We start from the raw sequence: 20,395 nt of genomic DNA, 5'->3' as shown, positions 1-20,395 counted from the left end.
CGGTGGGCCCACGGTTCGCGGTCCACGCGCGCCCCGGCCGCCTGGACCGCGGAGGTCTGCACACCGATACTTGCGCCATGCATTCAGGTCACGTCCTCGCCAACCGCTTCCAGCTGGAACGCCTCGCGGGCTCCGGCGGGATGGGCGCGGTGTGGCGGGCGCTCGACCGGCAGAGCGGCCAGGCGGTCGCGCTCAAGGTGATCTTCAACCAGGGCAGGGAGCACGTCGTGCGCTTCCAGCGCGAGGCGCGCCTGCTCGCCGAGCTCGAGCACCCCGTCGTCGCCCGCTACATCGACCACGGCGTCACGGCGGACGGCCTCTACTACCTCGCCATGGAGTGGCTCGAGGGCGAGGACCTCGGCGCGCGGCTGTCGCGCGGGCCGCTCGGAATCGAGCACAGCCTGCTGCTCGTCGGCCGCGTCGCCGAGGCGCTCGCCGCCGTCCACGCGCGCGGCATCGTGCACCGCGACCTCAAGCCGACCAACGTGTTCCTGCCCGGCGGCGACATCGGGAGCGCGAAGCTCATCGACTTCGGCATCGCGCGCCAGGCCGACGCGACGTACGAGCTCACCCTCACCGGATCGGCGATCGGCACGCCGGCCTACATGGCGCCGGAGCGCGTCCGCGGCGACGTAGACGTCGACGCGCGCGCCGACCTCTACTCGATCGGGTGCCTCCTGTTCGAGTGCCTCACGGGGCGGTCGCCGTTCGTCGCCCAGCACCCGCTGTCCGTCCTCGCCAAGGTGCTCTTCGAGGCCGCGCCGCGCCCGAGCACCTTCTGCCCGAACATCCCGCCGTCGCTCGATCTGCTCGTGGCCCGGCTGCTCGCGAAGAACCCCGCGGAGCGCCCCGCGGACGCGGGCGAGGTCGCCGCCGAGCTCCGGATGCTGAGCGTCGTGGAGGGCAACATGTCGACGGGCAACGGCCTGCCGACGCCCGCGCTGACGAAGAGCGAGCGGCGGCTCGTCAGCGTCGTCCTCGCCGCCGAGATGAGCGCCGGCAGGCGCGGCCCCCCGTCGGCCCGCCCGCAGGCGATCGCGGGCCCCCAGCGGGCGAGCGACACGATGCTGTCGGGGCACCACGCGACCGTCGTCTCCGGCAGCAAGGAGGCGCTGCCCGAGGGCCTGCTCGCGCCGGCGCCGCCGGTGAAGCCCCGGCCCGCCCCGCCGCCGACCACGCCGTTCCACGAGGTCCGGCAGGCCGCGCAGGCGCACGGCGCGGTCCTGGAGGTGCTCGCCGACGGCTCGGTCGCCGCGGTCGTCGCCGGCGCGGGCTCGCCGACCGATCTCGCCGGCAAGGCCGCCCGCTGCGCGCTCTCGATCCACGCGCTGCTGCCCGGGGCGTGGGTGGCGCTGGCGACGGGCTGGGACGTCATCGCCGGGACGCAGGCGGTGGGGCAGGTCATCGACCGCACGGGCGCGCTGCTCGACGCGCGGGTCCGCCACGCCGCGGAGGATCCGTCCTCGGGCCGGCCGGTGCTCATCGATCAGATGACGGCCGCGCTGCTCGGCGATCGCTTCGAGATCGCGGCGGGCAGCCAGGGCCCCACGCTGCTCGGCGCGCGCGAGCCGCAGGACGGCGGGCGCAAGGTGCTCGGCAAGCTCACGACGTGCGTGGGGCGCGAGCGGGAGCTCCGGGCGCTGGAGGACGTGCTCGACGAGTGCGCGACCGAGGGGGTGGCGCGCGTGGTGCTGGTCACGGCGGGGGCGGGCGTCGGCAAGTCGCGCCTCGCGCACGAGCTGCTCCGGCGGGTCGAGGCGCGCAGCGAGCCGGTCACGGTGTGGCGCGCGCACGGCGATCCGATGTGCGGCGCGGCGCCGCTCGGGCTGCTCGCGCAGACGGTGCGGCGCGCGGCGGGCCTGCTCGACGACGAGCCCGCGGAGGCGCGGCGGGAGAAGCTCGCGGCGCGGGTCGCGCGGCACGTCGGCGAGGCCGCGCGGGAGCGGGTGACGGAGCTGCTGGGCGAGCTGGTCGGGGTGCCGTTCCCGGAGAGCCCGGCGCTGCGCGCGGCGCGGCAGGACCGCGCGGTGATGGAGGAGCAGGCGCGGCGGGCGTGGCTCGATTTCCTGCGGGCCGAGTGCGACGCGCGGCCGGTGCTGATCGTGCTGGACGACCTGCACTTCTGCGATCGCGCCACGGTGGACACGCTCGACGCGGCGCTCCGGTTCCTGCGGCACCAGCCGCTCATGGTGCTGGCGCTGGCGCGCCCCGGGGTGCGCGAGGCGTTCCCGGGCCTGTGGGAGGATCGCGAGGCGACGGAGATGCGGCTCGGGGAGCTGTCGCGCCGCGCGTGCGAGCGGATCGTGCGGGAGGTCCTCGGCGACGCGCCGCAGGAGGCCGAGCTCGCGGCGCTCGTCGACCGGTCGGCGGGGAACGCGTTCTTCCTCGAGGAGCTCGTGCGCGCGACGGCGGACAGGCGGGCGGGGGAGGTGCCGGAGACGGTGCTCGCGATGATGCAGTCGCGGATCGCGGCGCTCGAGCCCGAGGCGCGCCGGGTGCTCCGGGCCGGGGCGGTGATGGGCGAGGTGTTCTGGCGGGGCGGTCTGGAGGCGATGCTCGGCGGGGGCGGGCAGGTGCCGCAGCTCGAGTCGTGGCTCTTGACGCTCGAGAAGCGGGAGCTCCTGGAGCCGCGGCCGGAGTCGATGTTCCGCGGGGAGCCGGAGTTCGCGTTCCGCCACCCGCTCGTGCGGGACGCGGCCTACGAGATGCTGACGGACGCGGATCGGGCGCTCGGCCACTGGCTTGCGGCCGAGTGGCTGGAGCGCGTGGGCGGGGACGATCCGGCGGTGCTCGCGCTCGTCGACTGCCACCTCGGCCGCGCCGTGGACGGGGCGCTCTCGCTCGGGAACGCGGACGGCGCGGCGGGGCACCTGGCGCGCACGGCGGGCGTCCGCGTGCGCCGCGGCGAGTTCGACGCGGCGATCGCGGCGATGACGCGGGCGTTCGAGCTCTCGGACGTCGCGCGGCGCGATCCCGACGAGCTCGCCCGGTGGGTGGCGATCCTCTCGAAGGCGGTCGGCCACGCGCGCCGCGCGCCGTCGCTGCCGGCGGCGTCGGACCGCATCCTTGCGCGCGTCGATGCGGTCGGCTCGCTGGAGCTCCGGGTGAAGCTGCGCATCGAGCTCGCGCGCGCGCTCGGGGCGACCAACCTGTTCCGGCTGTCGCACGACCTGCTCGACGACGTTGTCGAGATGGCGGTAGGTCGCCGCGAGCTCCTGCAGGAGGCGCTGACGGTCGACGTGGAGGTCTCGTGCCTTCAGGGGCAGCTCGCGCGCGCGCGGCGGGCCGCGCTCGACCTCGCCGCGCTCGGGCCGACGGACGATCCGCGGGCGCTCCAGTCGATCGCGCTGGCGCGGGCGACCTCGGGCGACAGGGCCGGGGCGCTGGAGGCGCTGTCGCGCTGGGAGGCGGCCGCCCCGGGCGATCGGGTCGCGGAGGCGGTGCGGGCGAAGCTGCTCGTGGCGATCGAGCTCTACGCGGGGGATTTCCGGGCCGCGGCGGGGGCGTGCGAGCGCGCGATCGCGCTGGACCGGGCGCTCGGGCTGCGGTTCGACGGGGTTGTGAACCTTCACAACCTGGCGTACGCGTGCGTGCGGCTGGGCGAGCACGAGCGGGCGCGGTCGCTCTTCGCCGAGTCGCTGGAGCGGGCCGACGAGGCGGGGTACGACCGGGTGGCTGCGGCGAACCGGATGTACCTCGCGTACCTGGACGGGGTGGCCGGGGCGGGGGACGCGCGGGAGCGGCTGCAGGCGCTCATCGCGCGGGCGGAGGAGCAGGGCTACTGGCACGACGTGCTGCGGGGCCGCTGGGCGGCGGCGATGCTGCTGAAGAACGCGCGCAATGACGCGCTGGCGCGGCGGGAGTTCGAGGATCTCTTGGAGCTGTCGGTGCGGCTCGGGGATCCGCTGCTGGAGAAGGACGCGCGCGCGTGGCTCGACCGCGTGGACCGGTGAGGGGAGGCGGGGGCGCGGGAGGGCACAAGGCCCGCCCCCACCCCCTCGGACACCAACGCGGTCGTAATCGTGGTCGTGGTCGTGGTCGTGGTCGTGGTCGTGGTCGTGGTCGTGGTCGTGGTCGTGGTCGTGGTCGTGGTCGTGGTCGTGGTCGTCGACGACACGATCGTGGACGTGAACGTTCTGCCGAATCCTCGGTGGGCGCTTGTCGCCGCCTCCGGCTGACTGGCTACATCGAGCGGCGCTTTCCGTTCCGCTCAACATCGCGGAGGGAGAGAGGCGACTTCCGGAGGACGTTCACGTTCACGAATGGGCCGTTGACGACCACGACCACGACCACGACCACGACCACGACGGTGGGCGATGGTGGGGGCGCGGTGTGCCCTGAGCGCGACTGAACGAGCTTGGTGAATACCGATGCCCTCATCCGCCTGGCTCGGTCCGGTTTTGTTCGGCGCTCTTAAGGATCCGACGCGGATCGCCGTTCGGGAGCGCCCCTGCGATTTGTGACGGCTGGCGGGGGGGCAGCGCAACCTGAGGGAAAGAAGCTTGGCTTCCATCACCCGCAGAGGAACCATGCCCCAGTCGTATCGACTCGCCTCCTTCTCGCTTCTCGGCTTGCTGATCGCTTGTAGCTCGACGGATCCCGATGTCACGCCCGGCCCCGGCGCGAGCTCTGGAGGAACCTCCGGCGCGGGGGCGACGACCAGCGGCGGTGGGGGGACGGCGACGGGCGGTTCCGGTACCACCACGGCCGGAACAGGCGGCACCGGAGCCACAACCGGCGCAACGGGCGGCGTCACCGGGGGCGCGGCCGGCACGGGTGGAGCGGGCGCTGGTGGAGGGGACACGGGTGGAGCGGACACAGGTGGAGCGGGCGTCGGTGGTGAGGGCACCGGCGGGTCGACCCCGGTTGGGGACCTCCACATCACGGATCCCGTTCCGGGCTTCGCGAGCGTCGCTGGCGGCACGACCGGCGGCGGCACGGATCTGAGCTCGGCCATCACGGTGGACTCGATGAGCGAGCTCCAGAACGCGGCGAAGGGCTCGACCCCGGCGATCATCCTCGTGAAGCCCGGGAACTACAGCGGGACGCTCGCGCCAGGCGCCAACAAGACGATCATCGGCATCGGCCCGGGGGTGACCATCACGGGCAACATCCGGATGAGCGGCGCCGAGGTGCACAACATCATCCTCCGCAACCTCGCCGTGCGGGGCGCGCGTTGCGCCAGCTACGACGAGTGCAAGGCCGGCGCAGACGCCGTCTACACGGGGAACGGCGCCCACCACGTCTGGCTGGACCATCTGGACATCTCCGACGGCCAGGACGGCAACTGCGACATCACCCAGGGAGCCGACTACGTCACCGTTTCCTGGTCGCGCTTCTACTATACATACGACAAGGAGCACCGGTTCTCGAACCTGATCGCCGGCAGCGACGACGAGCCGGCGAGCCAGGGCAAGCTGCACATCACGTACATGAACAGCCACTGGGGCGAGCGCGTCGATTCACGTCAGCCTCGCGGGCGGTACGGCAACGTCCACATGCTCAACAACTACCACAAGACCGGCGGCAGCCAGATCCACGGCGTGGGCAAGGACATGGCGCTCATCGCCGAGAACTGTGTCTATGATGAGAACAGGTCGATCTGGACGGACATGGGCAGTCCAAGAGGCTGGAAGGGGATCGGCAATCAGGGGACCGGCGACGACTTGAACGACTCGAGGGGCACCGTCTTCGAGATCCCGTACCGCTACACGCCGATGCCGGCGTCCCAGGTCGTCGCGGCGGTCACCTCCAAGGAGTGCGGAGCCGGCAACACCTGCACGCTCGCTTACTGAGAGCTCCCCCCGGCTGGTAGGCCGGAGAGGGCCTCATCGATTCCGATCCGTCGAAAAGAGCGATGCCCTCGGTCTGAAATATCCATGCAACAAAGGGCGGCCGCCTCAGCCCGGCCGCATTCTCGACGCCAAGGCGAGCCCGGCCGTGAAGCGCCGGAAGCCAGACGTCCAGGTGAAAAGCCGCCAAAAAATTGCGCATGAGCACGCTGCACGCGCGATTTTTTTGTCATGATTCCCTCAGGAAGGGGATGACCATGGATAGCATTGGCGAAATCCTCAACAGGAAGGGCCGGAACGTCTACACCATCTCGCCGGATGCAACCGTCTTCGAGGCTGTGCAGTCGATGTGCGTGCGGCGCGTGGGCGCGCTGCTCGTGAGCATCGACGGGTCCCCGAGCGGGATCATCAGCGAGCGGGACGTGATGACGCGGGTGATCCTGGCCCGACGCGATCCGGCGGACACGCCCGTCGCAGAGGTGATGACGTGCGGCGTCGTCTGCGTCGAGCCGAGCACGTCGGCGCGGCAGGCCATGGCGGTCATGACCGAGCGACGCTGCCGTCACCTGCCCGTGGTCCAGGACGGGCGGGTGGTCGGGATGATCTCGATCGGCGACCTCGTCCACTGGGTGAGCCGCGAGCAAGAGGCCGAGATCAAGATGCTGACCGAGTACGTGCAGGGGGTCTACAGCTGAGCGCCCGGCGGGCGGCCACCTCTCCTCCGGGCTGCCTGTGCCATCGTCCCGCCGGATGGCCCCGGACGGAAAAAAAGATACGCTGTCCGCATGCGCCAGCTTGCTTCGTCCCTCGCCGCCCTCTCCCTCCTGCTCTCATTCACCCCGCCAGCGCTCGCCGAGGAGACCGTCACGGATGCGCAGTGGGCCAAGTCCCACGGCTTCCGTCTCGGCGTGGAGGCGGACGTGCTCACCAGCACCATCGAGGCGAACCTCCCCGACTGGGAAACCGTGAGCAGCGACGGGCCGAGCGGCGCGTGGGAGGGGAACTCCTTCGTGGCGTCCTTCGCGGCGGTCGCCCAGATCAAGCTGATCGGGGGGCTCCACCTCGACGCCGAGCTGCCGTTTGCGTACGGGAGCAGCAAGGCGAGCGAGCCAGGCACGGGGGAGCACGACGCGGCGACGGTCGCGCCGGAGCTCGAGGGGTTCTTCTTCGGCAATCCCTCGATAGGACTTCACTACGCCGGGAACATTTCCACCATGATGATGCTCGTCGGCGGGCTCTCGGCCTCCATCCCCATCACGCAGGATCCGTCCGACGACACGAAGGCGGCCGCGGCGGCGGCGCTGGCCGTGCGGGGGTATTTCGACACGCAGCGGGCGCTCCTGGAGCACGTCCCGCTGCGGGCCCGCGGTGGCATCGAGCTGCGCCCGATCGAGGCGCTCTATGTGCGGAGCGATCTCGTGGCGATGTTCGCCATCCCCACGGGCGGCGGCGACACGGAGTTCTTCATCGAGCAGAGCAACGAGGCGGAGCTGCGCAGCGTGGGTGGGTTCGGGGTCGGCGCGCGCCTCCAGGCCGCGTTCCCGCTCACTCAGGCCGACAAGATGCAGCTCGCGGCCGAGCCCTTCGTCGGGGTGGAGCCACCCGCGTCGGGCCTGTACTTCCGGGCCGGGCTGCTCGTGGCGCTGGACGAGCCGCTCGGGTTCGGCCTGGAGCAGGGCAAGCTCGCGACGCTCCGTCTCGCGGTGGGGGCCAGATTCTGAGCTGGCTGCGGCCGCGTGGCGCGAAGGGACAGGGCCTGCGGGAGGGACCTGTGCTGGCACGGGGGGTCTGCTAAATATCCCTGTGAATGAAGCGACGGACAGCAGAGCTCAGCGCCGATGATCTGCAAACGCTCGCGCGCTCCCCCGACGAAGGTCTGCGCGTGAAGGCGGCGCTGCACCCGCACACGCCGCTCGCGACGCTGCTCTCCCTCGCCACCGACAAGGCCATCGGCGTTCGTCGCGCCCTCGCCCGCCGCATGGGCGCTCCTCGCGAGGTCCTCGCGCAGCTCGCGCGTGACCCCACGCGCCCCGTCCGGTGCGCTGTCGCCGCCCATCCAGGTTGTGACGAGCCGCTTCGCCGCCGGCTCTGGACCGACAGCGACGGTAATGTGCGCGCGGTCGCAAGACACGCCGCGGCGATTCCGCATCACTTTGGCGAAGACCTCGCGCGAATCTCGCGCAACGAGCCGGTGCCCGCTTCCGTGCTCGCCGAGTTCGCCGAGCTCGGAGGCCAGGCACGCCGCGCCGTCGCTTCGCATCGCGAGTGTCCGCGCGACTGGCTCGAACGCTTCCGTCACGACGCCGACGCAGCCGTGCGGCTCGTCGCCGAGACGCGCATGGGTCTCTCGCTCGACACACTGCGTGCCTTCGCGCGACACCGACTGGCTTCTTATCGCGCCATCGCCGCCGCGTCGCTGCCGTGGGACGACGCGAGGATGCCCGAGCTGCTCGCTGATCGGAATGAACGCGTCTTGCTCGCGCTCTTGCGACGGCCGGACTTCCCCGCCGCGTTTTACCCCCAGATCACAGACAGTCCGCCGCCCGCCGTGCGTCTGCTGCTCGCAACCCACGAAGCGCTCGATGCCGCGCACCTGCAGGGCCTGCTGCGCGACCCGCTCGCGGGTGTTCGTCGACGTCTGGCGCGGCGCCGCGCGCTGAGCGCCGAGCAGTTCGAAGTGCTTGCGAGCGACGACGACACCTGGGTGAAGCTCGAGCTCGTGAAGCGCCCCGATTGTCCCGAAGCGTACCTGCGCCAATGGAGCCGTGCCTCGAGCGAGTTGTTGCGTCGCGCCGTGTTCGCGCATCCAGGCGTGACGCCGGACATCCTTGTCACCGCGAGCGCCCTGCGCGACAACCACTGCGAGATCGGAAAGCACCCGCTCACACCGGAGCATATCCTCGTCCAGCTGGCCGACTCCGCCGACCTCTTCGTCCGTGGCGCCGTCGCGCAGAATCCGAGCACGACCGAGCGCATGCTGTCGCAGCTCGCGCGGGACGCCGACTCCTATGTGCGCTTGCAGGTTGGCAGAAACGAGACATGTCCACTGTCCCTGCTGCTCGACCTCGAACACGACCCGGACTTCGTCGTGCGCCGTCACATCGTGTGGCGCGCCGACTGCCCGCTCGAGATCCTGGAGCGGCGCGCCGCCGACGAGAACAAGCATGTCCGCTACGCCGTCGCGGACCACCCGCGAGCCACAGCCGCCGTGCTGTCGGGGCTTGCGCGCGACGGAGCGATGTTCGTGAGGGCGCGCGCCAAGGAGCGTCTCAGCGGCTCCTGACGACGCCGCTGGAGCGGGGGTGGGGCAATTCAGCGCGGACGCGTGCTGATTCGATCGGGGCGAGCGGGGCAGGGGGGCGCCTCGGGGAGGGGGCGGGGGCGCGGGCGGGCCCGGATGCTGGTGCCCGCCCCGTCCGGCGCAGCGCCGACGGCGGTGCTCCGAAGAGCCGGATGAAGGCGCGGCGCATGCGCTCGATGTCGCCAAAGCCGGTGCGGTCGGCGATGTCTTGCAGCGACAGCGCCCCCGCGTCGAGCAACGAGCGCGCCGCTTCCACCCGGAGGCGCTCGACGGCCTTGGCGGGGGTGACGCCGGTCTCCGCCACGTAGGCGCGAGCGAAGGTCCGGGGGCTCATGCTCACGCGGGCGGCCAGCTCCGAGACGCCGAGCTTGCTGCCGAGCCGCTGCCGGATCCAGCCATGCAGCTCGGCGAAGCGACCTCCGGCAGGCCCGAGCTCCAGCAGATCCGAGTGCTGCGTCTGCCCGCCGGGCCGCTGCGCGTACACGACCAGCTGGCGCGCCACGTCGCGGGCGACCGAGGCGCCCAGGTCTTCCGCGATCATCGCCAGCGCGAGATCGATGCCGGCGGAGATGCCCGCCGAGGTCCAGAACTCACCGTCCCGCACCCAGATGCGGTCGCCCTCGACGCTGACGTTCGGAAACTCTCTCCGCAGCTCGGCGACACGGCACCAGTGCGTGGTGGCGCGCTTGCCGTCGAGCAAGCCGGCGCGAGCGAGCAGCAGCGCCCCGGAGCAGACGCTCGCGATGCGGGGGACGCGCGCGCCGGCGCGACGCAGGAACGAGAGCAGCCGCGTGTCTCGCTGCGCCTCCCGCACCCCGTCCCCTCCGGCGATCAGCAGGGTGTCGACCTGCGGCAAGCGCGGCAGCCGCTGCGTCTCGAACGCCACGCCCGAGGACGAACGCACGAGTCCTGGCTCTACCGCGCAGAGCCCGAGCACGTACGCGCCGGGGACGAAGGCCGCCGCGATCTCGAACGCAGCGATCGGGCCCGCCGCGTCGAGCAGCTGAAACCCCGGAAAGATGACGACGCTGATCGCGTGGGGCATGGCTTGGCAGGAAAGGAGGACTATTTGTCCTTTCTGCCAAGGTGCCATCGTGGGATGGTCAGGTCAACTCCGGCAGAGAGGCGCGCCATGGAAAGGCCGTTTACTATCGTCTTCATCCTGTTCCCCCAGCTCACGCAGCTCGACTTCACGGGCCCGTTCGAGGTGTTGCAGCGCCTGCCCGGCGCGCGCCTCGTGGCGGCCTCCCGCGAGGGCGGCTCGCTGTCCGCCGACAGCGGCCTCACCTTCAGCGGGCTCGCCCGCCTGTCCGACATCACCGAAGCGGACGCCATCTGCGTGCCCGGGGGCTACGGCCTCACGGCGGCCCTCGGTGATCGGGAGCTCGTCGCGCATGTCCAGCGCCTCGGCCGCGCTGCGCGCTACGTCACCTCGGTGTGCACGGGCTCGTTGCTGCTCGCCGCCGCGGGCCTGCTCGACGGCAAACGCGCCACCTGCCACTGGGCGTTCCGGCCGCTGCTCGCCGAGGTCGGCATCCAGACCGAAGCGGCGCGCGTCGTGCGCGACGGCAACGTGATCACGGGCGGCGGCGTCACCGCCGGCATCGACTTCGCGCTCACCCTGGTGGAGGAGATCGCCGGCGCGGACGTCGCTCGTTCCATCCAGCTCAGCATCGAGTACGATCCGCAGCCTCCTTTTGACGCAGGCTCCCCCGAGACCGCGCCCGCCGAGGTGCTCACGCGCGTCCGCGAGCGCGCCCTGCTCCAGCTTCCCGAGCGCCGCGCCGCCCTGCTGGCCGCGCGCGCCGCGCTCGCCCGACCGGTGTGACTGCGCTCCCGGGAGCCTCCTCCCTCTCCCTCCGAAAGAGGATCGGGGTGCGGGGCTGGTCGTGAGCCCCCGCGATCCCCTTGAGCCCGGCGACGCTCGCCTCCACGCTCATGCCCACACCGCGGCCGCTGAGCGCAGCCGCTTTGCTCGGAGATGAACATGCCCCTCGAACGCCCTGCCCTGAACCCCAGCGATCTCGAGCCCCGCAGCAGCTCGGCGTACCCCGAGCCGCTTCGCGCGCGCGTCACGCCGCGCGAGAAGCGCGCGCTCGGCGATGCGCTCGGCCTGACGAAGATCGGCGTCAACCTCACCACGCTCTTCCCGGGCAAGGAGTCGGCGCTGCGGCACTACCACTCTCACGAGGACGAGCTCGTCTTCGTGCTGGAGGGCGAGGTGGTGCTGCGCACGGACGACGGCGAGCAGGTGCTCACGGCGGGTCAGTGCGCGGGTTTTCCGGCCGGCGCGCGCGACGGGCATCACTTCGTCAACCGCAGCGCCGCGCCAGCGCGTTACCTCGAGATCAGCAACCGCGATCCCGAAGACAGTGTCGAGTATCCCGACGAGGATCTCGCCTTCCGCAAGGTGGGCGGCGAGTACGCCTTCACGCACAAGGACGGAACACCCTACTGAGCGTGGATTTCGCGCCTACGGGGCACGAGTGGGCCGACGGCGACGCGCGAGTGGCGTTCCGCCGACGAATGCGACGTCGATTACAATCGGGTGCGCTCAGCGCGGCGCAAAGGCACACGCCCCCCTTACCCCCCACCATGATTTCGGCTGGTTCTGGGCTCAATTGAGCCGGCGAGCGAGCTGCGAGCGCTCCGGCACGTGCAGCTTCGTGCACCGACTCGAGCGGGCCAACCTTCCAGGGACGAGGATCAGCGCGCGCCGCAACCACGGCGTTCGCCAGGTCGCGAGGTGCGGAACATGGTCGAGGACATACCGGCGCATCAGGTTGGCGGTCAGCAACTTCAGCAGCAGCGCGGCATGATTGGCGTTGAAGCTATGGCTCGGCACGCGACCGCATCCCCATCCGTGCTTGAGATCGCCGATGAGTGGCTCGATGCCCGCGCGCAGGTCATACCGCGCCGCGACGTCTTCCGGCGCTTCGACCGGCTCGTTGGTCAAGAAGACCTGCACCGTGTAGTCGAGGCCCTCCCAGAGGTAGATCTGCTTGCCGTTCTCCCGATCGCGTGTGCGTACGGCGATCACGCGGACTCCATTCGGCCAACCGCTGCGCCGGAAGGGGACCTCGGTCACCTGCCGTCGAGGACGACCGTCGGCATCCCGGTCGATGGTACGCCATCCGGTGGCGTACGCGACCCTGCCGACCAGATCAGGGCTCATCCGCGCCTTGGTCAGGAAAAAGCATTCCTTCGTGGCGACGGCGTGCATCAAGGCGCTGCAATCCCCCGCGCCGTCGATCCGCACGTAGATGGCCGCGCTCGGCGCTGCGGCGCGCGCCCGGTCGATGCACTCCTCGACGAAGGGCACATCGGCTTCGCCGAAGCTCGTGTCGCCCGGTCGCAGCTTGGCCCCGACAATGGCCTCGACCTCGGCGATGCGCGCCAGGATCGGATGATAGCTCGGCCGGCCACGGTAGCGTGGGTTCGGGCCCGGAAGTGCCCCCTCTTGCATCCCGAAGAGCGGCTCCACGGTCGTGTCGACGTCGATGTGCACGAAACGGTGCTTTCGGCGAGCAACGAGGGCGAGCCCGTGGTCGACGACCATGCTGTGCAGCGCTTCGAGCGCCTCCTCATCGAACCGGCACAGGTCCCGGTAGACGGTGTCGATGCTCGGGACGACGCCGCCGGCGAGACGCACGAAGAGCGGATCGACGGCGAGCGCCTCGATGCCGAAGACGCGCTCCTCGCCGGCGAGCGCGCTGTCCATCAGCAGGCGCATCTGCGCAGCCATCGGGTAGATGACCGTGCGGCCGGTCTTCAGCCGGGAGAACCAGCGGCTCAGGGCCGCGTCGATGCCGAGCTCGCGGATGAAGGCGCCGAACGGGGCGAGCCCTGCGACGCCCGTCAGGTTCTTCTCCGTGGGCTCGACGTGAATGCTGCGAGGGTCTGGCCGCCGGATTCGCTCTTGGTGCCGTCCGTCGCCTTTCCTCTTGAACCCGAGCTCGCGTCGACGCACCTTGGAGGTGCTCGGCGTGTGCCTTCGTTTGGTCATAGCAACCCGGACGGGTCGCCACGCCGAGCCTTTCTTTCAAGGACTTCCGTTTACGACGGCGGATTTCTCACGCCTCGGATCGGTTTCGTAGGCGCGAAATCCACGCTGAGTGGATGAGTTGGTGAATGACCGCCGCGAGAGGTGGGCTCGTGTCCACGCGGCGCCGGGACGCAGCGCAGAGCAGAGCAGGTCCGCCGCGCGCCGGCGCCGGAGGGCCATGAGGCCGAGCAAGGCGAGCGCGGCCCCGCCGGCGCCCCGGCGCGGATCGCTCGATGTAGCTCCCGCGGCGCGGCACGCGCAACCGCCGTCGTCCCCGGATTCCCCGCCGGCGGAGCTGCCGCTCGAGCTGCTGTTACTGGTGGAATCGCCGCCGCCGGAGCCACCGCCGCCGCCGGAGCCGCCGGAGCCGCTGCTCGAGCTGCTGCTGATGGTGGAATCGCCGCTCGATCCGTCAGAGCCGCCGGAGCCGCTGCTGGTGGTAGAAGCGCCGCCGGAGCCGCCGCTGCCGCTCATGCACGCGCCGCCGACGCACAGACCGCCGGTGCACATCGCGCCATCGGGGGCGCTGTCGTCCGCGGGGCAATTCACTGAAATGCCCTTGCACGTCTCGGCGACATCGCATTCGCCGACGGCGGCACGGCAGACCCACCCCGCCGGCGCCAGCACATCGGGCGTGCAGGTCTTGTCGGCGCCGTCGCACTTCTCCGGGATATCACAGGGGCCCGCCGCAGGTCGGCAATCCGTCGTCACGCCGGCGACGGCGTCCGCCGGGCACGCCAAGTCGGTGCCGTTGCAGCTCTCCGCGATGTCACAGGGCCCCGTGGCGGCGCGGCATTGCGTGCCCGCGGCGGCCAAGGCGTCCGGCGGGCAAGCGCCCGCGCTGCCGTCGCAGGCCTCGGCGACGTCACACGCGCCGGCCGACGCGCGGCATTGCGTCCCCGCCGCGACCTTGGTGTCTGCCGGGCAAGCGCCCGCGCTGCCGTCGCAGACCTCCGCGACGTCACACACGCCAGCCGACGCGCGGCATTGTGTCCCCGCCGCGACCTTGGTGTCTGCCGGGCAAGCGCCGGTGCTGCCGTCGCAGACCTCCGCGACGTCACACACGCCAGCCGACGCGCGGCATTGCGTCCCCGCCGCGAGCTTGGCGTCCGCGGGGCACTCAACGCTCGTCCCATCGCATACCTCGGCCGCGTCGCAGCCCCCCGCGGCCGCTCGGCATTGGGTGTTCGCCTCCAGCGCACCGCATGTCCCGTTCACCGCGGCGCCCGCGGCCGCGCTGCACGCCTGGCAGTCGTTTGGCACGCCCCCGCCGCAGGCCGTGTCGCAGCACACGCCATCGACGCAGAACCCGCTCGCGCACTCGGCCCTGGTGGCGCACGGCTCGCCGCTTGTCTTCTGCATCACGTATACATAAGCGGAGCCGGAGGAGTTGCCCTTGTCGTTGTCTCCCTTCGCCCCCACGAGCGCCGTGCCGTCCGAGAGCGCGACCGAAAAACCGAAATCGTCGTCCTTCCTCCCGTCGGTCGCCACGAGCTTCGCCTGTTGGGTCCAGACGCCAGCGCTGCGCCGGAACACGTAGGCCGCGCCGGCGTCCCAAGTGGCGCTGTCGGACACGAACGCCCCCACGAGCGCCGTGTCGCCCGACAGCGCGACCGAGATGCCGAAATAGTCCCACGTCTCGCGGTCGGTCGCCACGAGCTTCGCCTGCTGGGTCCAGACGCCGAGTCTGCGCACGAACACGTAGGCCGAGCCGGTGTCCACGAAGACGTCGTCGTCGTCTGCTTGCGCCCCCACGAGCGCTGTGTCGCCCGAGAGCGCGACCGCGCTGCCGAAATGGTCATCCCGCCCCGCGTCGCGCGCATGGAGGCTCGCCTGCTGGGTCCAGACGCCGGCGCTGCGCACGAACACGTAGGCCGAGCCGGGTTGAAAGCCATGGCCGCCGGGCGACGCCACGAGCGCCGTGTCGCCCGAGAGCGCGACCGCGCTGCCGAGACTATCGAGCGCCGCGCCGTCGGTCGCCACGAGCTTCGCCTGCTGGATCCAGACGCCGGCGCTGCGCACGAACGCGTAGGCCGCACCGGAGCTCGAGCCCTTGTCGTCGTCTCCTTGCGCCCCCACGAGCGCCGTGTCGCCCGAGAGCGCGACCGAGCCGCCGAAATAGTCGCGCTCCGCCCCGTCGGCCGCCACGAGCTTCGCCTGCTGGGTCCAGACGCCGGCGCTGCGCACGAACACGTAGGCCGAACCGGAGCTCAAGCCGTCGTCGGAGTCTCCGCTCGCCCCCACGAGCGCCGTGTCGCCCGAGAGCGCGACCGAGCCGCCGAAATAGTCGCTCTCCGCCCCGTCGCTCGCCAGGAGCTTCGCCTGCTGGGTCCAGACGCCGGCGCTGCGCACGAACACGTAGGCCGCGCCGGCGATGTGCCCAGCGTCGTCGTCTCCTTCCGCCCCCACGAGCGCCGTATCGCCCGAGAGCGCGACCGAATCGCCGAAACGGTCCATCTCTGCGCCATCGCTCGCCAGGAGCTTCGCCTGCTGCGTCGTGATCAGCGGATCGATCTCCACCGGATATGCCGCCCCCGCGTCGTCCACGTGAATCGATATCTGCCCCGCCTCCACCGAGAGCCACGCTTGCAGCGCGTCTCCCTGCGCGTCCTTCACGAGCAGATCCGCATACGAGAGCGCCGCCCGGCCCTCGGCGTCGACCAGCCGGATCGCCTCCCCGCGGCCGTCACCGTCTGCGTCGTCGAGCTCCGCCAGGAGATCCCCGCCGAGCTCGATCGTCACGACCTTCGTCCCGGCGCACGCGGGGGTCTCGGCGATCACGAAGCCCTGCTCGAGCCCCAGCGGGCCGTTGAGATACCACGCCAGGAGCCCTTCGTGACGATACAGGACCCGGTTGCCCTCCGCCTCGGGCTCGGCCTCGGAGACCGCGGACACCGCCCCCTCGCACCCGAGCCCCGCCGCGCGCATCGACAGCGACCACGGCGCATCGTCCGACGCGACCCACACCCCTGAGCGGTCGAGCGTCGTCGCGAACCGCTGCGCCTCGTTCTCCACCAGAAGGCGTCCCGGCTGCAGGACCATCGCGGCGTACGCTTCCGACGCCGCTCCCTGCACCGCGGCGATGTACGCCGCGCGCAGGTCCTCGGGCGTCGTGGCCGACGATAACCCCGCTGCCGGCGCCTCCTTCGCTTCGAGCCCCGCCCGCTCCGATGCCTCGGGAGGGCTCCCGGGGAGGCCGTCCGTGGCGCACGACGCCGCCACGACGGCCATGGCAGCGGCGAAGACGCCGCGGAACCACCCTCCACGAGGCCGCAGAACGGTAAGAGAATGCATTTAAAAAAGGTATGCCGAGTGAGGAAGCCGTGTAAACCACGTCACGCACGGCGACGCGCGTGGCCCAGGTGAGCTGATCGGGCGGGCGGCGACCTCGGCGCGGCGTGGGGCTGCGGCGTCGAGCCGCCGCAGCCGAGGCGCGCGAGCGCTCCGATCAGGAGCAGGCTGCGGGCGAGCACGCCTCCGTGAAGCGCGCTTCCCACAGGGCTTGTTCAGATTTCCGGCTGCGGTCCGCCGTCGAGGACCGACAGGTCGAGATCGCGGAGCTGCTCGGGGTCGCCCATGACGTCGATCCGGGCGATTTTCCCCTGCTCGAGCGTGAAGCGGAGCACCCGGAAGAGCCGCCCTTGCGGGGCCACGACGATGCCCACCGTGCCGTCCACGAGGGCGGGGCGGGCGAATTTGGCGCCGCGCGCGGCGGGGATCGCCTGTTTGGCCCAGGCGCGCGCGCCGCGGATCTCGCCCCCGGCCGGGGGCTCGGCCGTCGCGTCGGCGTGGATCACGACGTCCGGATCGAGGATCGCCACGAGCGCGTCGAAGTCGCCGCCGCGCATGGCCGCGATGAAGGCGTCGACGACCTCGCGCTGGCGGCCGACGTCGGCGTCCGGGGACGGGGGCGCGCCCTGCACGCGGCGGCGGGCGCGGCTCGCGAGCTGTCTCGCCGCGGCCGGGGAGCGGCCCACGATGGCGGCGATCTCCTCGAAGGGCACCGCGAACAGGTCGTGCAGCACGAAGGCGAGCCGCTCGGCGGGGGTCAGCGTGTCGAGCACCACGAGCAGCGCGAGGCCGACCGAGTCGGCCAGCACCGCCTCGCGCTCGGGGTCGGTCCCGGCCTCGCGGTCCGCGGCGGGGTCGGGCGCGGCCATCGGGTCCTCGCGCCGCGCCTTTCTGGAGCGCAGCATGTCGAGGCACACCCGCGCCACGACCGTCGTCAGCCACCCGCCCAGGTTCTCGACGCCGCTCGTGTCGGCGCGGCTCAGGTGCAGCCAGGACTCCTGCACGGCGTCCTCCGCCTCGCTCAGGGAGCCGAGCATCCGGTACGCCACGGCCCGCAGATGGGCCCGGTGGGCCTCGAACCGCTCCGCCAGCCAACTATTTTCATCCATCGGTCACACTCCCTCGTCGTGCTTCGTCATGGCTGTGACGGACGAACCCTAGCCGATGTGACGACGCGAACGGACGTTCAGCGCCCCGTCACCGTTGGCGAGCACACCCGAACGCCTCGGAAGGAGCACGAACATGCTGAAAGCACGGATGAAGAACCCCGCGATGGTCATCCCCGACGTCATGCAGCCGATCTACGCCCTGATCGGCGCGGTGAAGAAGAGCGGCGTGCCGGCGCGGACGCTCGAGCTCGTCCACCTGCGGGTGAGCCAGATCAACGGGTGCGGCTTCTGCGTCGACATGGGCGCGCGCGAGATGAAGAAGACGGGCGAGACCGACGAGCGCATGTTCGCCGTGGCGGCGTGGCGCGAGGCGCCCTATTTCACCGACGCGGAGCGCGCCGCGCTGGCGCTCGCCGAGGCCGCGACGAGGCTCAACGATCGCGCGGATCCTGTGCCCGACGCCGTCTGGGAGGAGGCCGCGCGGCATTACGACGAGCCGGCGCTCGCGGCGCTGACCCTGCACATCGGGCTGACCAACCTCTTCAATCGGGTCAACGTGACAACGAGGCAGATCGCCGGCTCGGTGAAGTGGGAGGCGCGCGCGGACAACCGCTGAGGAGGCGGAGGCTCGTCCAGGATGGTGCGCTGTTCGGCGCGCTGGCGCGCATCGTTGTGGACCCCGTAGAGCGGTTCTACAGCGAGCACGCCGTGCGCCGCGGCGCGCGCGGAGTCGCCGAGACTGGCCCCGTAACGGCGGTGCAACGTACCGCCGCAGAGGGGAGTCGTCACGCCGGCTCGCCGGCCCGGGGGCTCCGGTTCGACAGGTTGATGAGGACGATCGCCGACAGGATGATGGCCATGCCGAGGCCCTGCGCAGGGCTGATCGACTCCCGGAGTAACAAGAGCCCGGCGATCCCGGTGAGCACCACCGTCAGCGCCTCGGTGATCACCGCCGCGAGCAGGCTGCCCGAGGTGAGGCCCAGCACGACACAGAACTGGGCGGCGGCCCCGGCGCCGGCCGAGACGACGAGCTGATCCCAGGACGACCAGATGCTGCCTCCGAGGATCATCGAGCCGGAGGCCGTCGTCACGAGCGCCAGGAGGCTGGCCACGATGCCGACCAGGGCGGTGACGAGGAGGGTGTACTCGAACGGGATGTCCTGGAGGCGATCTCCGCTCAGGTTGACGAGGGACATGAAGAGCGCCGCCGTGAGCGGTAAGATCAGGGCCAGCCAGCGGTACCCGTGGAGATCCTGGTAGGTCAGCAGCCCCTCGTGGAAGTAGATCGCCACGCCGATGAAGGCCCAGATCGTGATGAGACCTCGCCTCGTGCCGGGCGCCTCTCGCAGCGCGACCCAGAGGAGGAAGGGCGTGAACATCACGTGAAGCGAATAGAGGAGCGAGTTGGTGGCGAGGGGGAGGAACAGGCTTCCCATGAGGAAGAAGGTGATGCCGAGCAGGTCGCAGAGGGCGTAGGCGCCAAGCGGTAGGCGCCGCTCCAGGAGGGCGGCCACCGGGACACGGCGGCTGCTTCGCGAGAGGAGGAGGGCGACGGCCACGAAGATCGCGACGTTCGTCCAGAAATTGACCAGCATCACCAGGGTGATGTCGTCGGCGCCCGGCTGAGCTTCCGAGAGGAACCGCAGCGCGACCTGCGACCACGTGAGCAGCGCCGCCGCGATGGCCATGAACAGGGTCGCGCGCAGGCTCTTGTGGAACCCCCGGGCAGGTTGGATCGCGCTGGCGCCGCTCATCGGAGCCCACCAGCACGCCGGGGTCGCTTCTCCACGCGGGTCCCTGTCGGCTCGCTCGCCTGGTCCCGCTGACCAGCAGCCAGCGCCGCTGCGGTCGCCCAGCCCTTCATGTCGCTCATTGGATTGCCTCGATCATCTCCGTTCACGTGACGTTACGTCCGCCCGCGAGAGGAGCAAGTTCAGGATTCAGGAGACCGTCCCGGCGTGATGGCTCCCGGGGCCGCCGCTCCCTTCGCTTCTGCCTTCAGCTTCCTCAGGTGTCCGTGCAGGGTCTCGGAGTCGAGGCCGTGCAGCGTCAACCGGAAGCCGGCCTCGAGCGTCGATCTGGGCACCATTGGATGATGGTTGTGCACCAGGGCGACAGGCAGCGGATCGTTCAGGATCTTGCCGACATAGAGCGCGATGATCTCGTCCAGCTGCAGCGAATTGCTCGCCCGCCAGAAATGGTGATCGGACAGGAACAGCGCATAGAGCGGCGTGTAGATCTCGATGGCGGTCTGCAGGTCGACGACGTTCAGCCAGGTGTTCGGGAGGTCGTCGATGCTCGCGTCGTCATCGGTGATGGCAGAGAAATCGATCGCTCTCCGGGGCTCGATCTCACGCCCCTCTGCGCGAAGCTTCTCGTTCAGCTCGATGATGAAGTTGTAGAAGGTCAGATCGTGGATCGTGAACGTGTCGTCCAGCAGATCCTCCAGCCTCCTGGTCCTCAGCGGCGTGGTCGTCTCGAGCTCGATGCCCGGGATGTTGTCCTCGATGAACCTCAAGATCTCCGTGCCGATGGTGAAGTGGCGCAGGATGAGGTAATTGGCCTCCGGGGCGACGAAGAGCCTCAGACCCCAGTAAATGGACCGGTGCAACAACCACGGAGATTGCCAGCTCGTCGGGACGAGAATCTTCATGAGCTTGATGCCGGAGATCGACAGGCGGGCGAACGGCTTGATGATCGGCATCACGACCCTGCGCGTATAGCTGCGCTGGCTCTTCAGGAGGGCGGCCTTGGCCCTCTCGTCGATCGGCAAGGACCGGTCCAGGTACAAGGCCAGCCACGGATCGGGATCCCTGGGGTCGTGCTTCATCTTCCTGAAAGAGTCCTGAAAATCCAT

Annotated in this window: 15 protein-coding genes; 9 read left to right on the top strand and 6 right to left on the bottom strand. The window is 70.8% G+C overall.

From position 1 onward, the window contains the following. The first annotated feature begins 77 nt into the window (after window positions 1-77). From WMF46_RS36105 to WMF46_RS36080, 6 genes are all read left to right on the top strand, one after another. Entirely contained in the window at window positions 78-3,953 is a 3,876-nt protein-coding gene (locus WMF46_RS36105; RefSeq protein WP_437981361.1) for a protein kinase domain-containing protein, read from the top strand. A 69-nt stretch (window positions 3,954-4,022) separates the two neighbouring features. After that, window positions 4,023-4,178, top strand: coding sequence for a hypothetical protein (locus WMF46_RS36100; protein WP_437981360.1), 156 nt, complete (start codon window positions 4,023-4,025; stop codon window positions 4,176-4,178). A gap of 351 nt (window positions 4,179-4,529) precedes the next feature. Then, window positions 4,530-5,795, top strand: a complete 1,266-nt coding sequence (locus WMF46_RS36095; RefSeq protein WP_437981359.1) for a pectate lyase family protein — start codon at window positions 4,530-4,532, stop codon at window positions 5,793-5,795. A 254-nt stretch (window positions 5,796-6,049) separates the two neighbouring features. Continuing rightward, the gene (locus tag WMF46_RS36090; protein WP_437852422.1) at window positions 6,050-6,487 is read left to right on the top strand and encodes a CBS domain-containing protein; all 438 of its coding nucleotides are present in this window, start codon (window positions 6,050-6,052) and stop codon (window positions 6,485-6,487) included. Window positions 6,488-6,577: 90 nt separating this feature from the next. Continuing rightward, the gene (locus WMF46_RS36085) at window positions 6,578-7,513 is read left to right on the top strand and encodes a hypothetical protein (protein WP_437981358.1); all 936 of its coding nucleotides are present in this window, start codon (window positions 6,578-6,580) and stop codon (window positions 7,511-7,513) included. 86 nt (window positions 7,514-7,599) lie between these two features. Next, entirely contained in the window at window positions 7,600-9,075 is a 1,476-nt protein-coding gene (locus WMF46_RS36080) for a hypothetical protein (RefSeq protein WP_437981357.1), read from the top strand. Here WMF46_RS36080 and WMF46_RS36075 read toward each other — a convergent pair. Then, window positions 9,062-10,138, bottom strand: coding sequence for a GlxA family transcriptional regulator (locus WMF46_RS36075; RefSeq protein ID WP_437987975.1), 1,077 nt, complete (start codon window positions 10,136-10,138; stop codon window positions 9,062-9,064). The two genes, WMF46_RS36080 and WMF46_RS36075, sit on opposite strands and share 14 nt — an antisense overlap. 87 nt (window positions 10,139-10,225) lie before the next feature. Here WMF46_RS36075 and WMF46_RS36070 point away from each other — a divergent pair, with 87 nt between their 5' ends. Then, window positions 10,226-10,921 (top strand): DJ-1/PfpI family protein, encoded by a 696-nt coding sequence (locus WMF46_RS36070; protein WP_437987974.1) that lies wholly within the window; start codon window positions 10,226-10,228, stop codon window positions 10,919-10,921. A 159-nt stretch (window positions 10,922-11,080) separates the two neighbouring features. Then, window positions 11,081-11,551: a cupin domain-containing protein gene (locus WMF46_RS36065; protein WP_437981356.1), complete on the top strand. Its 471-nt coding sequence runs from the start codon at window positions 11,081-11,083 to the stop codon at window positions 11,549-11,551. 159 nt (window positions 11,552-11,710) lie between these two features. Here WMF46_RS36065 and WMF46_RS36060 read toward each other — a convergent pair whose 3' ends face one another. From WMF46_RS36060 to WMF46_RS36050, 3 genes are all read right to left on the bottom strand, one after another. After that, window positions 11,711-13,099 (bottom strand): IS1380 family transposase, encoded by a 1,389-nt coding sequence (locus tag WMF46_RS36060; protein ID WP_437980858.1) that lies wholly within the window; start codon window positions 13,097-13,099, stop codon window positions 11,711-11,713. A gap of 36 nt (window positions 13,100-13,135) precedes the next feature. After that, complete coding sequence (locus WMF46_RS36055; RefSeq protein ID WP_437981355.1) at window positions 13,136-16,369, bottom strand: MYXO-CTERM sorting domain-containing protein; 3,234 nt, start codon at window positions 16,367-16,369, stop codon at window positions 13,136-13,138. A 275-nt stretch (window positions 16,370-16,644) separates the two neighbouring features. Continuing rightward, the gene (locus WMF46_RS36050) at window positions 16,645-17,538 is read right to left on the bottom strand and encodes a sigma-70 family RNA polymerase sigma factor (RefSeq protein ID WP_437981354.1); all 894 of its coding nucleotides are present in this window, start codon (window positions 17,536-17,538) and stop codon (window positions 16,645-16,647) included. A gap of 136 nt (window positions 17,539-17,674) precedes the next feature. Between WMF46_RS36050 and WMF46_RS36045 the strand changes: the two genes are divergently transcribed. Then, on the top strand, window positions 17,675-18,154 hold the full coding sequence (locus WMF46_RS36045; protein ID WP_437987973.1) for a carboxymuconolactone decarboxylase family protein: 480 nt from the start codon (window positions 17,675-17,677) through the stop codon (window positions 18,152-18,154). A gap of 169 nt (window positions 18,155-18,323) precedes the next feature. On the opposite strand, the gene WMF46_RS36040 is transcribed toward WMF46_RS36045, so the two are convergent. Together WMF46_RS36040 and WMF46_RS36035 are read right to left on the bottom strand one after the other, a co-directional pair. After that, window positions 18,324-19,292, bottom strand: coding sequence for a DMT family transporter (locus tag WMF46_RS36040; protein WP_437981353.1), 969 nt, complete (start codon window positions 19,290-19,292; stop codon window positions 18,324-18,326). Between the two features lie 179 nt (window positions 19,293-19,471). Next, entirely contained in the window at window positions 19,472-20,395 is a 924-nt protein-coding gene (locus WMF46_RS36035; protein ID WP_437981352.1) for a DUF6999 family protein, read from the bottom strand.

Source organism: Sorangium sp. So ce117, from assembly GCF_051524395.1.
In the GTDB taxonomy this organism is placed as follows: domain Bacteria; phylum Myxococcota_A; class Polyangia; order Polyangiales; family Polyangiaceae; genus Sorangium; species Sorangium cellulosum_B.
The sequence above is the reverse complement of the archived record's forward strand: the minus strand, read 5'-3'. Positions and strand labels throughout refer to the sequence as shown.